The 12,915-nt window shown below is 35.3% G+C and carries 15 protein-coding genes and 1 riboswitch; of the genes, 5 read left to right on the forward strand and 10 right to left on the reverse strand.

Annotated features, from left to right (window positions below; genetic code table 11):
* Window positions 1–48: 48 nt before the first annotated feature.
* The 4 genes from BGI23_RS15760 to phaZ form a co-directional block, all read right to left on the reverse strand.
* Window positions 49–249: an NETI motif-containing protein gene (locus tag BGI23_RS15760; protein WP_000166303.1), complete on the reverse strand. Its 201-nt coding sequence runs from the start codon at window positions 247–249 to the stop codon at window positions 49–51.
* Window positions 233–1,429 (reverse strand): MFS transporter, encoded by a 1,197-nt coding sequence (locus BGI23_RS15765; RefSeq protein WP_070806521.1) that lies wholly within the window; start codon window positions 1,427–1,429, stop codon window positions 233–235. Before BGI23_RS15765 ends, BGI23_RS15760 begins: the two co-directional genes overlap by 17 nt.
* Before the next feature lie 114 nt (window positions 1,430–1,543).
* Window positions 1,544–1,777, reverse strand: a complete 234-nt coding sequence (locus BGI23_RS15770; RefSeq protein ID WP_044793152.1) for a hypothetical protein — start codon at window positions 1,775–1,777, stop codon at window positions 1,544–1,546.
* Window positions 1,778–1,837: 60 nt separating this feature from the next.
* Window positions 1,838–2,755 (reverse strand): intracellular short-chain-length polyhydroxyalkanoate depolymerase, encoded by a 918-nt coding sequence (gene phaZ, locus BGI23_RS15775; RefSeq protein ID WP_130983719.1) that lies wholly within the window; start codon window positions 2,753–2,755, stop codon window positions 1,838–1,840.
* Window positions 2,756–2,929: 174 nt separating this feature from the next.
* On the opposite strand from phaZ, the gene BGI23_RS15780 reads away from it, so the two are divergent.
* The 3 genes from BGI23_RS15780 to BGI23_RS15790 all read left to right on the forward strand — a co-directional run bounded on the left by BGI23_RS15780 (window position 2,930) and on the right by BGI23_RS15790 (window position 5,921).
* Window positions 2,930–3,346: a MarR family winged helix-turn-helix transcriptional regulator gene (locus BGI23_RS15780; RefSeq protein ID WP_000343680.1), complete on the forward strand. Its 417-nt coding sequence runs from the start codon at window positions 2,930–2,932 to the stop codon at window positions 3,344–3,346.
* Between the two features lie 15 nt (window positions 3,347–3,361).
* Window positions 3,362–4,561, forward strand: coding sequence for an MFS transporter (locus BGI23_RS15785; protein WP_001190334.1), 1,200 nt, complete (start codon window positions 3,362–3,364; stop codon window positions 4,559–4,561).
* A gap of 100 nt (window positions 4,562–4,661) precedes the next feature.
* The gene (locus BGI23_RS15790) at window positions 4,662–5,921 is read left to right on the forward strand and encodes a serine hydrolase domain-containing protein (protein ID WP_044793154.1); all 1,260 of its coding nucleotides are present in this window, start codon (window positions 4,662–4,664) and stop codon (window positions 5,919–5,921) included.
* Window positions 5,922–6,341: 420 nt separating this feature from the next.
* Here BGI23_RS15790 and alo read toward each other — a convergent pair whose 3' ends face one another.
* On the reverse strand, window positions 6,342–7,880 hold the full coding sequence (gene alo / locus BGI23_RS15795; protein ID WP_070806522.1) for an anthrolysin O/cereolysin O family cholesterol-dependent cytolysin Alo: 1,539 nt from the start codon (window positions 7,878–7,880) through the stop codon (window positions 6,342–6,344).
* A gap of 408 nt (window positions 7,881–8,288) precedes the next feature.
* Here alo and BGI23_RS15805 point away from each other — a divergent pair, with 408 nt between their 5' ends.
* Window positions 8,289–9,635 carry a short-chain fatty acid transporter gene (locus BGI23_RS15805; RefSeq protein WP_046198436.1) on the forward strand — a complete coding sequence of 449 codons (1,347 nt, stop codon included), beginning with the start codon at window positions 8,289–8,291 and terminating at the stop codon, window positions 9,633–9,635.
* 40 nt (window positions 9,636–9,675) lie between these two features.
* Here the strand turns inward: BGI23_RS15805 and BGI23_RS15810 are convergent, their stop codons facing one another.
* The 4 genes from BGI23_RS15810 to BGI23_RS15825 all read right to left on the reverse strand — a co-directional run bounded on the left by BGI23_RS15810 (window position 9,676) and on the right by BGI23_RS15825 (window position 11,527).
* Window positions 9,676–10,032, reverse strand: a complete 357-nt coding sequence (locus BGI23_RS15810) for a group-specific protein (RefSeq protein WP_070806523.1) — start codon at window positions 10,030–10,032, stop codon at window positions 9,676–9,678.
* Window positions 10,029–10,604 carry an NAD(P)H-dependent oxidoreductase gene (locus BGI23_RS15815; protein ID WP_001101678.1) on the reverse strand — a complete coding sequence of 192 codons (576 nt, stop codon included), beginning with the start codon at window positions 10,602–10,604 and terminating at the stop codon, window positions 10,029–10,031. The genes BGI23_RS15810 and BGI23_RS15815 overlap by 4 nt, the downstream gene beginning before the upstream one ends.
* Before the next feature lie 23 nt (window positions 10,605–10,627).
* Window positions 10,628–11,017 (reverse strand): SWIM zinc finger family protein, encoded by a 390-nt coding sequence (locus BGI23_RS15820; RefSeq protein ID WP_044793163.1) that lies wholly within the window; start codon window positions 11,015–11,017, stop codon window positions 10,628–10,630.
* Window positions 11,018–11,269: 252 nt separating this feature from the next.
* On the reverse strand, window positions 11,270–11,527 hold the full coding sequence (locus BGI23_RS15825; RefSeq protein WP_000171478.1) for a hypothetical protein: 258 nt from the start codon (window positions 11,525–11,527) through the stop codon (window positions 11,270–11,272).
* 100 nt (window positions 11,528–11,627) lie between these two features.
* A riboswitch (SAM riboswitch) is annotated at window positions 11,628–11,726 on the reverse strand.
* 122 nt (window positions 11,727–11,848) lie between these two features.
* On the opposite strand from BGI23_RS15825, the gene BGI23_RS15830 reads away from it, so the two are divergent.
* Entirely contained in the window at window positions 11,849–12,040 is a 192-nt protein-coding gene (locus BGI23_RS15830) for a hypothetical protein (protein WP_000545001.1), read from the forward strand.
* Between the two features lie 32 nt (window positions 12,041–12,072).
* On the opposite strand, the gene BGI23_RS15835 is transcribed toward BGI23_RS15830, so the two are convergent.
* Complete coding sequence (locus BGI23_RS15835) at window positions 12,073–12,795, reverse strand: YwiC-like family protein (RefSeq protein WP_070806524.1); 723 nt, start codon at window positions 12,793–12,795, stop codon at window positions 12,073–12,075.
* Window positions 12,796–12,915: the final 120 nt, after the last annotated feature.

Genomic DNA, 12,915 nt, shown 5'->3' on the forward strand with positions numbered 1-12,915 from the left:
CAAATGAATTGGGTGGCTCTATACCACAAAAAGAATTTGCTATTCGGATTACTTCAATTTCCCCTCAAAAACAATCTTCCTACCGCACGGTTCAACTACTGTTTTACCGTCTTTCTTCACTTCATGAAAGATTGGCTCTTCCATGCGGCGTGACGGTGCGTAGCCTTCTTGTTCCATACGCGCTAAGCAGTCTGTAATTGTTTCGTTTTCGAGTACTTCAAATTTCTTTTTATTAGGTTGTTTTGTCATGCCCTAACCTACTTTCTATTTTTCTTGATGCGAATTGATTCTTCATGTAAATCATATATAACATTGCGAGAATTCCCATTATAATCATAACCGCAATAAAAAAGCTTGTATACTGTATTTTTTCTATAAATACGCCTCCTAATACAGGCCCCAGTATACTTCCTAAACTAAAGGCGATTCCAGATAATATATTACCTGCTGGCAATAAGTGTCTCGGTAATAAATCTGTCATAAATCCAAGTCCTAACGAGAAGCACGATCCAATGACCATACCCGCTAACAACATGCAGGCAAAGACGATCCAATAATATTGATCAAATACGGCTGCAAGCAAGAAAATGCCCGTACTTATGCAAAACGTCCACGTTAAAATACGATCCCTTCCGTATTTGTCACTTAATATACCGAGCGGAATTTGTGTAATAATGCCCCCAACTGCAAATGCTGGTAATAAGAAGGATACTTCTGAAACAGACCATCCTTTGCGAAGCGCGTATACTGGTAAGTTACTATTTAACATTGCTTCCAGTACGCCATATGCAAGTGGTCCCAGCAGTGCAATCCATCCTAATCCAACAACTTGTTTATAACGAGAAAATGATGATTCACGCTTCACTTCTCTTTCATCTTGCGCTGGGAATGCATTTTTTGTTGGTAATAATAACAGCCAACCTATTAAACAAAGTATAGTAGATATAATAAATGGCGTTGCAAGACCGTACTGAACAGTGCTTGCTAAATACGGACCGACGGCAAAACCAATTCCGAAGAATACACCGTATATCGATACTTGTCTACCTATTTTACTCGGATCCGATGTTGTCGTAATCCATGTTTGTGTTCCGACATGTAGCATATGATCTCCCACGCCAACTAGAAATCTAAGGATAAACCATACCCAAAATGAAAATGTTTGTGTAAAAAAGAATAATGAAATAATAACGAGAAACCCACCAATGACGATAATTGGCTTCATTCCAAACTTTTGCATCGGTTTTTCAAGAAACGGTGAGATCACTAATATCCCAATGTATAGTGCTGTCGCATGAATACCGTTAATACTTGAACTAACCCCTTCTTGTTCAAAAATCATTGCAATGGCCGGTAAAAGCATTCCTTGTGACAAACCCGAGATTGCCACAATCCCAACCATAATCCAAAAAGTAAAACGCATTGACATTCCCTTTCCCTCTCCTTCTCACGCTTTCCACTTTTCATTATAAACTGTTTCTGCAAATGCGTGTACGAATATTCGCAATAAAAAAGAAGCTAAAAGAATGAATCTTTTAGCTTCTTATCCTTCCCAAACTTGTGCTTTCACATTGTTATGGAATTGCTTGAAATACGGATGTTTATAAAAAGCAGTTTCATACACGTATTGCTGTGTACTAGTGATTGGTGGCTGCGGGTATTGCAGTTGTAAAGGAACTACAGCTGGTGAAACTTGCATATACAACGGAGCTATCATCATTTTTGTATACACATGATGATTATATGGAGAATGCGCAATTAAGAACGGATGGTGCATGGATAATCTCCCCTTTTACTTACAATGTTATAGTATATGCAATACCTTTCATTTCGGGGATTATTTCTGTTCTAACCAATCCTCTACATGCTTTATAAATACATCTAAACAATCAATAAACGGCGAATGACCGCAATCTTCTAATACCTTCAACTCTGCATTTGGCAAATGTTTTGCTAACTCCTCACCGACTACTTGGGGTACGACATAATCTCTGTCACCTTGTATGACGAGTGTTGGCGCTTTAATATGATGAATTTGCTTACTTCCCTCTACAACCCCATTATGTTCATCTGAAATATTAAATGTAATGAGCGCATAATTCACATCTACGAAATTACGTTGCGTTAACATATCGTCTAAATACTTTTCATAACGGTCTGGTTCAGGTTGATTATGTGTATATATTAATAAATTCCATACTGTACGGTAATATAATTTATTCATATTTTTTATCGCATCTAACACTGGTGCAATCTGTACGGGATCTTGTGCAATTTCTTCTTTCGTCTTTACTAAGCTTGATACGATTGGTTGCCCGTTTATATCCTTTTTAAAAATTGGATATCCCTTCATACCCACCGATTCTACTAAAATTAACTTTTCGACAAACGTTGGATGATTCGCTGTAAATTGCATCGCAACACCACCGCCCATTGACCAGCCCATTAATGAAAATTTCTCTAGTTTTAATTGATCAATAAATAGTTTTACATCTTCTGCAAAATCTTGTATTGAATCTATCGCTTTATTATATGTTGATTGACCAAATCCTCTTAAATCGAGAGCGTAAATATGGTATTGATCTTGCAGCTTTTCAATAACTAAATCAAAGTGTTGTGACGATGTCATGTTTCCGTGAATGAGTACAAGAATTTCTGCATTTTGCCTTCCAACTTCCTGATACGCAATCGTTTCTCCGTTCGATAGTGAAACAAACTCCATTGTTGCAGGCTTAATCATCACAAGTTCCCCCATTCTTTTTAATAGAAAGAAAATTCTTTACTTAATTAAAGAATAACATGCAGAATGTATGTTCTCAACAAAAAACCGATACGAAATTTTTACATAAATCAACATGTCTATTACTAGACAATTATAATAAAAAAGTATATAGTTAGCTAGGTAACTAATTTGAAAGGATCAAAATACATGGACGAAAAACAACATTTTTTTCACATTGTCAGCCAGACTTCTCGCAAGTTTACGAAGAAATTTAATGAACGCGTATCTCCCACTGGGTTATTTAGTGCGCAATGGGCTGTTATTTTCCGCATCAATCAAACTGGTTCTTGTACACAAACAGAGTTATGCCAGTATTTAAATGTTGAATCACCAACGATGACTCGTACGTTAACACGTATGGAAACGATGGGATGGATTATTCGTACAGAAGGAAAAGATCGCCGTGAGAAGCTTATTTCTTTATCAGAAACAGCGATAAAAATGATTCCGGTATGGCAAGAAGAAGTTGATACTTTCGAAGAAAAGACGCTAGAAGGTATTAACGAAGATGATTTACATCAAGCATTTCAAGTGTTACAACAAATTATTAAAAACTTAGATTAAATTGGAGGGATGACGATGCAAAGTGAGAAACTTTGGACGAAGGATTTCCTCGGAACTTGTTTTAGTAGTCTATTTCTCTTTTTAACATTTTATATGCTTATGACTACTTTGCCTGTCTATGTAATAGACGGTCTAAAAGGAAAACCTGAGGAAATTGGTTTAGTTGCAACTGTTTTTCTTATTTCATCTGTTTTATGTCGACCATTCACAGGAAAATGGCTCGATGATTTAGGAAGAAAGAAAATATTATTTATTTCACTTTCACTATTTTTAGCCGCTACCGTTATGTATTTCGGTGCACAAAGTTTATTTTTATTACTAGCCCTTCGCTTCTTACATGGTATTGGGTTCGGTATGGCAACAACTGCAACTGGTACGATTGTCACAGATGTTGCGCCAGCTCATAGACGAGGCGAAGCACTTGCCTATTTCGGCGTATTTATGAGTCTGCCGATGGTAATTGGTCCTTTTTTAGGTTTAACAATTATTTCTCATTTTTCGTTTACTGTATTATTTATCGTTTGTTCCGTATTTTCATTACTTGCATTTTTATTAGGACTACTTGTCAATATTCCGCATGAAGCACCTGTAAGCAAACAAAAACGAGAAAAAATGAAATGGAAAGACTTACTTGAACCATCTTCTATTCCAATCGCTCTTACAGGATTTGTTTTAGCCTTTTCTTATAGTGGTATTTTATCCTTTATTCCTATTTATGCAAAAGAGCTCGGTTTAGCTGATATTGCAAGTTACTTCTTTATTTTATACGCACTTGTTGTTGTCATTTCTCGTCCATTTACAGGTAAGATTTTTGATCGCTTCGGTGAAAACGTACTTGTTTATCCAGCTATTATTATTTTCACAATTGGGATGTTCATTTTAAGCCAAGCACAAACTTCATTTTGGTTCCTTGGTGCAGGTATGCTAATCGGTTTAGGTTACGGAACATTAATTCCTAGCTTCCAAACGATTGCGATTTCTGCCGCTCCAAACCATCGACGTGGTTCTGCGACAGCTACGTACTTCTCATTCTTTGATAGTGGTATTGGCTTTGGTTCTTTCATTTTAGGTATCGTCGCAGCGAAATCAAGTTACCATAATATGTATTTTATCGCGGCTATTATCGTTGCGTTCACTTTACTTTTATACTATGGATTACACGGACGAAAACAAAAATTCAAGAAACAGCGTACAGACGGACAAATATCCGCTTAACGTAAATAAGGAAAGTAAACTTATCCGTTTACTTTCCTTATTTTGTATTTCTTTCAATTGGAGCGTATACTTATAATAGAAATAAAAAGGAGGGACCGATATGAAACTTAAAAAATCTCCCCTACTCTTACTCATAATCACATTCATATTTGTAATTACAGGGCTCGGTTTTACATACTTCAAACATAATAAAACAATTCCGTCGAAAAATAATGTGACGAAAAAAAATTGGTTAGATGATCCGTACTTACGTTGGTCGTATACACATATGAAAGAATTCACTTTAATTAACGAGGTAAATCATAACCCAGATCAAGTTTCCCATTTCTCTACCGCTTTGCAAAACTTAGATGATTTTGCTGTAGAGCGTAGATTGGGAAATACAACTCCTCTAAAAAAACTTTTAGACGATAACAAAACAGATGCGTTTGTCGTTGTACACAATGGAAAACTTGTTTATGAACGATATTTTAATGGATATAACGAGAGTGAACCGCATGGCATGGCATCATTAGCAAAGGTATTTACCGGAGCAATAATACAATCTCTCGCTGAAGAAAACCGTATTGATTTAGAAAAAACAGCTGACACATATATAAAAGAATTAAAAAATACACCATTTGGAAAAGCAACACTACAGCAATTAATGGACATGCAAGTTTCTGTGGAATACCCCACTCACGGCTATGAACACCCAGCGTTAGAAAATCAAGATGCACAACTATATTTAGCGAGCAATATTTTACCTCGAGGTAAAAATTACGATGGCCCGATGAAAATTTATGATATGTTACGAGAAGCAGAAGAAACTGCACCGCCTGGTTTCGATTTTTCTTACGATAACGGATCAGCAGAAACACTCGCTTGGGTGATTCGAACGATCACAGGTAAATCATTAGCTGAAAATGTTAGCGAGCGCATATGGTCTCAAATTGGTATGGAAGAAAACGCGTATTACGTAACAGATGAAACAAAAGTTGAACAAGCTAGTGCTGGTTTAAATGCAACTGCTAGAGATATGGCTAGATTCGGGCAATTACTATTAAACAACGGGGAATATAACGGAAAACAAATTCTCCCTTCTTCTATTACTGAAGATATAAAAAATGTCCAAGAAGGTGAACTTGCAGTTGGCCCTGGCGCTTCCATTTCTTATCATAATCAATGGTGGATTCCGCACAATGAACAAGGTGCTTTCGAAGTGTTAGGTAGTTACGGACAAACACTTTACATCGATCCGAAAGCAAATATGGTAATTGTCCACTTCTCTTCTAACGCTACGCCAAGTAATGACATACATTCAACATACTCAAACATGTATGTTGATATTGCACATCATTTAGAAAAGGTTCCACATTAGTAGCAGCAGGAGTTTAAACCTTACATGTATGACTATTTGATTGAACACGCAATCTCTTGTGCTGAAACATCAATATATCTAACAAGGAGCTCTCTTCATAAAGAGAGCTCCTTTTCCTATTTCTTCTTTTCTGTCGGTTGACTTTGTTTAGCGAAATTAGATGAATCATCGAAATTTGGTTGCTTTTTACCAGCATTATTACTTCTACCTTTTCCCATATGTAATGCACCTCCCCTCCTCCTTACTATTCCCAATAAAAATATCCAAATGCTGATGCGCAATAAATTAATAATGAAAACTGATAACATTTAAAAATATGGTGACAAGATTTGCGAATTGATTATGATATATTTAAGAAACGCCGATCTACTTTCACTTAAGTAAAAAAATTGCCCTATAAACAGGGCAATTTGCTCCAACCTAATGATTAACATTAGCCGTTGGGTATAATGTTGTTCCTCCAATTGAAACCTTTATTTCATTTGTTAATGGAACATTTTGTTCATTAATAATGGTTCTCCACCATTCCCATGCAAGACCTGTACATTCTCTTGCTACGATTTTTATATTTTTTGAATTTGGTGGAAGAGGGATTACTGTAGAGTAATGGGCTGTTTTGTCTTTGCCACTACCTTCCCATGTTTTATGTGTTAGTACTTCTTTCCCATTTTGATCAAATGTGAATTCATCCCAAGATACATCAAATTGCGCAACGTAAGCACCGTAATGATCAAGTGTCATTTTTGCACTTGAATATTCTGTAGTTGTCGTCTCGATATAATCTGTATTGTTATGAACAGCAGCAGTTGCATTATCTTTTAAGAACGTGCTTGTATATGAAATTGGGTATGCTGGATTTTTAAAACTTAATTCAGCATTATCTTTAATGATATTTCGGATTTCATTGAAATCTTTTGTAACAACCTTGTTATGCTCTTTCGCATCTCCACCTAATACGACAGCAGTAAAGGTACTTTCTTCAAAAATATCTTTGTACTGTCCACTCGTTTCGACGCTGTTATTCTTAAGTAAAGCTTTAAAAGCAGCTTGTACATCTTTACTCTTAGATGTTGTTTCTAATTTTACATAAACCGTTCTACCATAAGCTACATTTGAAACCATAACAGGTGGAGCCGAATTACTTACTCCTTTACGAGTTAGTTCATCAAAAGTAACACTATTATCAAAGAGATCAGATGGATTATTAGGTAGTTCAGCACTTACAGTATAAAATATTTGTTTATATGCCGCCACCATCACTTTCTTTTCTCCATTTGCAACTGCATTAAAGTCAATATTTAGACTGTTATCAAGATATTTAGCATTAACATTGAGAGCACTTGCGATTTGTGATTTACTATAAACCATAGATTCTGTATACTGCATTCTTGCAGGTAACGTATGTGTTGTGGAATACTTTTCATTCCAAGTAGATACTAAATCATCTACTGCTCCAGCTACATTACCATATGTCGGATTTTGGACAGTGATTGTATTTTCTTTTCTCATACCAGGTAAGTCTATACTAATATTCAAAGGCTTTCTCTTAGCCACTAATAAACTCGGTTGATTGTCTGCAAAAGCTTTATTGGCAAGTTGTACAGCTCCTGGATACGTACGATTCGCTACAGAATCAATAATCGAAATATCGACTGGTGACGTTGTAAGTGATTTTTTCTCACGTTCCACTACTACAAATTTACCATTTGAATTGATACTTTCTTTCGGAACAAAACTCTCTACTTTATCACCATTTACAGCTAAAACCTCTTGATTATTATATGTAAGATTCCCTATACCAGTATCAATGCTACTAGCATTTTTAGTAATATCAGTTGCATGACCGGCTTGTGTTTCTGCGAAAGAAATAGATGAATAATTAAGAGTGCATAGACTAACTAATACACATGTAAGGAACTTTCTTCTCTTGGTATTTTTCTTAATATTCAGAAAAATCACCCCATTCTTTTTTTAGTAAGATATAATAATGATGGATACATGATAGCTAACGAATAAACTTACATAAACGCTTTTAAAAGTTCTTGAACTAAAGGAATTACTCCACCTAAAAATTTTAAAACTGCCATTGCGATTTCCATATTCCTTCCTCCTCTTTGCTGTATTAAGATGTATTGTATATTTATGCTTTCATTATAATAAGCTTTTACATTTGCATCAATTCATTTTTATATGCAATATTTCATATTAGGGAAAAAGCAACTTTTTCTGTCAGGGTGATGATGCTATTACTCTTCTTGAACATATTTCAATCCCTCTAAAAATATCAGAATTTTCTATTTTTAAAAAGGTTATGAACGAAACACCTCGAATAATTGTAATACATATACATAAGGAGGTTGATCTATTTTGTTTCGTTCTTTTACAAATGGTTGCGTCGCTTTAGTGCAACGCTTCTTGCCAGAACCGTTTATTTTATCATGTTTATTAACTGTTTTTGTTATTTTCTTTGGCATGTTTGCAACGCATCAAACACCTGTGGAAATGATTAATCACTGGGGTAATGGCATTTGGGGACTTCTCGCCTTTTCTATGCAAATGGCACTTGTACTCGTGACAGGATCTGCTTTAGCAAACGCTCCTCTTATAAAAAAAGGATTAACAAAAGCGGCAAGACTACCAAAAACGAATGGACAAGGTATTATTGCCATTTCAATCGTAAGTTTACTAGGGGCATACATAAACTGGGGATTTGGTATTGTTGTATCTGTTTTATATGCAAAGGAAGTAGCAAGACAATTAGAAGGATTAGATTATAGACTGGCAATTGCCTCTTCTTACTCTGGATTTCTCATTTGGCATGCAGGGCTTTCTGCTTCTATCCCTCTTACGTTAGCAACAGGCGGAGAAACGTTAATGAAAACGACAGCTGGAAGTATTAAAGAAGCGATTCCAATCACTGAAACGTTATTCTCACCATACGCCCTAGTTCCAGTTATTATCTTTTTAGTTACGATGCCTCTCATTAATAAGGCGATGCATCCAGATGAAAAACATACGATTACAGTAGACCCTAGCGTGTTCCATGAAGAAGCTGCCGCTCAAGAGGTAGGGAAAAATACGTTCGCTGAGAAAATGGAAAATAGTATCATTATTACACTTTGCGTTGGATTGTTAGGTCTCATTTATATTTTCAACTACTTTTATACGAAAGGCTTTAACCTTACGCTAGACATCGTTATTTTTATGTTATTAATTGCTGGACTCGTTTTCCACCGTACTCCGATTCAATATATTCGCGCTTTTTCAGACTCTACGAAAAGCGCTTCTGGCATTCTACTTCAATTTCCGTTTTACGCAGGAATTATGGGGATGATGATTGGAGCAAATAGTGAAGGCCTTTCACTTGGAGGAGCTATTTCGAATTTCTTTATTAGCATTTCAAACGAAACAACTTTCCCCCTCTTTACTTTTTTAAGTGCTGGCATCGTTAATATTTTCGTTCCATCTGGTGGTGGTCAATGGGCTGTGCAAGCACCCATTATGATTCCAGCTGGCGCTGAACTTGGTGTACCTGCTGCAAAAACAGCAATGGCCATTGCGTGGGGCGATGCTTGGACAAATTTAATTCAACCTTTCTGGGCATTACCAGCATTAGCGATAGCTGGTTTAGGTGCTCGTGATATTATGGGATTTTGCGTTGTGAACTTACTATATGCAGGATTTATCATAAGTCTATGTTTCTTATTTATTTAAACAAAAAGCTAGTTTTATACTAGCTTTTTTACATAATAAATCATTTATTTCCCATGCAATTTATCACGGTCTTCCACTCTATTATCTCCGTAAGATATAATGCCTCAAATGCAAAAAAATCTTCACATACTTTTTCAATCTGATGTGGATTTTCCCTCAAGAAGTTCCACTGTAAAGCTTTAGGAAGAAAATGCATTTCATACTCCTTACTTCCCCTTACTACTTCATCCACTTCTCTTTCACAAATTCCTCTTATTAAGTAATCATTTCTTAATTGTATTTGAATTTGCTGAAATGTTTCGCTACATTTCTTCAATTGAAGTAAACATGTAATATACGTTCGAAAAAGTTCATTATCATACCCACAACAGTTTATAATTCGATCGATTTCATTCATAATGTACGAGCCTTTTCTTCTATTTGTAATAACCACTTTTCCCGCTTCTCTCGTTTACTCGTTTTCACAGATTGAAAAACAGATCGTTTTATATCTCGAATGCCGCAAAAACGTAACACACCTCTCTTCATTATAATCCAATCTGCTGATCGATATAGTAATGCGACGTACCATAACGGTGAGTCTAACGTATTAATTACCCATGCCTTCTTACCTTTCAATAAGCCTTTCGGCAGGGCCCCTTCATATTTATAAGCAAATCCAGCTACGAAAATGCGATCAATAAACCCTTTTAAAATAGCTGGCATCCCCCACCACCATACTGGATATATAAAGAGAAGCGTATCTGCTTCTTCCACTAACGTTCTGTACCTGGCTGTTTCTTCTTCATTTACTAAATCACGTCTTTTCTTCTCTTCATTAAATACAAGGACTGGATCAAATTGCTCCTTATATAAATCAAGTACCGTAACTGAATGATTTGTTTCCTGTAGTCCTTTTTGCACATGATTTAAAATTGCCGCGTTAAAACTTGAAGGACTAGGATGAGCGTATACAATTAGTACATTCACTACAAAACAACTCCCTCTATAAGTTAAAGTTTCCCCTTCTTTAACATCTTCTCTACAATTTGTACGTTTTTTGAACTTTGCAATAAACGATTTAATACTGTGAGTAACTCTTCTTTTTCTAAATCTTTCAGTTTCTCCTTCACCGTACTCTCACCAGTGCCTTGAATATCATAAACAACTGCGGCCATATGTTTACAATAGTTTTCATATGGGCATTCGCAGCTACTTTCCGAAAAATCTTCCAGTTCAATCACTACTTCATAATTCCCTGCATTACCAGTCACAAACGCAAATACTCTATTATTATGTATTTCAACATCTTCTACATGTCCTTCTTCATAATATTCATAACCTCTATCAATAATGTGTTTCGGAATATACCTATATAACTCTTTTAATAAATAAGCGTACATAACAACACCTCTTCCTTTAATTCCCTTTTGACTTCTAGAGCCACTGCATGTTATTCTAATAACTGTCAAATAGCAAGTCTATATGACAAAACGACTGACACCTATTCGGCGAAGGTGTCTCTTTTCATTTGCAGCCGATATGAAGTGCCTCTTTCAGGCACATTCAATCTTTGACACTACACACTCAACACCATTCCCTGTATCAGGCTGCTTAAGCAGTCTTTTACTCTACATACTTCAAAAAAAGAGAGCTTAGCTCCCTTTTCTCGCCTTATAAAATACCCCTTTTTCCGTATAGAGATATTCATCAGCTAATGTAATTTTCCCATCCAGTTTCAGTTCATCTAATAGTCTTGATAAATAAAATTGATGTAACATCTTTTTCGTGAATTTTCCTTCATGATGCGAAACGATATGTTCTTGAATATCTAACAATGATATTGGCTTATCTTGCTCTATCATATATTCATAAACTGTACTACGCAGTTTTACGTATTTTTCGAGTGTCACAGTAATGCGCAACCCCTTTCTTCTTAATGTAAATTTTCGTAATCGGTTTTTTTGCAATAAAAAAACCTCTCCGATAAGAAGAAGTTACGTATATATCTTCGTCTTATCTCCCAGAACAAATTTGTTCTGCTGGAATTAGCACCTGCATCGCGGTTGCTGGGTTTCATCGGGCCAGTCCCTCCACCTCTCTGGATAAGAAAATATTCACTTAATTCTTACTATACGTAATTTCATATCAATTGTCAAACAAATATAACAAATTATATTTTCTTCTTTACTGTTCATACTATACATATATGAATATGCAAGGAGGATTATGAAATGCACGAAAATGCCCGCGGATATGTCCAAGACTCTTTTCAATCATTACAAGAAGCAAAACAATGTTTAGAAGCAGCACTACAGACTGTTGAAAAAGATTTTAATCGCGCTCGTATTGAACAATCTCTTTATGCAATCGAACAAGCTATTCAACGCTGTGACTACACCGTTCACATTTTAGAACAAGATTGAAAAAACTTCCCATCATAAGGTGGGAAGCTTTTTCAAATGGCATACTTCATAATTATTGCCGTTATGATTAAAAAATATACAGAATTCACAATTTCTAAAATCCCTACTTTTATAATAGAAATTTTTTTGCCATACAATATAATGGCTCGAATGACACTTGGTATAAAAATAAGGGAGCACCACGGATTAATAGCAAATACGATGACCGTTAACATGATATGATAACCCCAAGATATATAACGATACTTCGGATTATTTTTCTCACGTATCATCGTTTTCACATAAAACGTACTTCCTAAAAAATATAAAAATGAAATAAGCGCAATAAATAATGCTGTTTTATCTATCAGTTTCATTGAAAAATAATAACTAACTAAACCACCTATACAGAAAACAATAATTGCACTAACGTCATTTAATAATGCTCTTTCATTTTTTTGACGAGCGTAATACATATTTACTATAAAGAGTGGAATCATGACTATTACGAATAAAAGAATGCGCCATTCATATAATAGAGAAATCATCCCAAATATGAACGCAATAATAAAATATACAATTGAAGCATGTAAATACTCTTTTTTCCGTTTTTGTTTTATGTACATAAGAAATGGATACGTAGCTAAATAGATAAAGAACCAAGCTAAAAACAATGGAATATGATACATAGTAGGTTTCCCAAGTATGACACTTAATAGAAATGGTATAACAAGCATCGCCCATGCACCATGTTGCTTCGGAATAACTAACTTCATTAACTATACACCTCCCTTTTGAAAATAATTCTCACCTACTATTATACAAATAATTTTATATAGTAACGGATATATATTGGACTATTTTTTGACAATAAAAAATGCTCCTTACAATATGTA

It is taken from the genome of Bacillus sp. ABP14 (assembly GCF_001831375.1).
Classification (GTDB): Bacteria; Bacillota; Bacilli; order Bacillales; family Bacillaceae_G; genus Bacillus_A; species Bacillus_A paranthracis.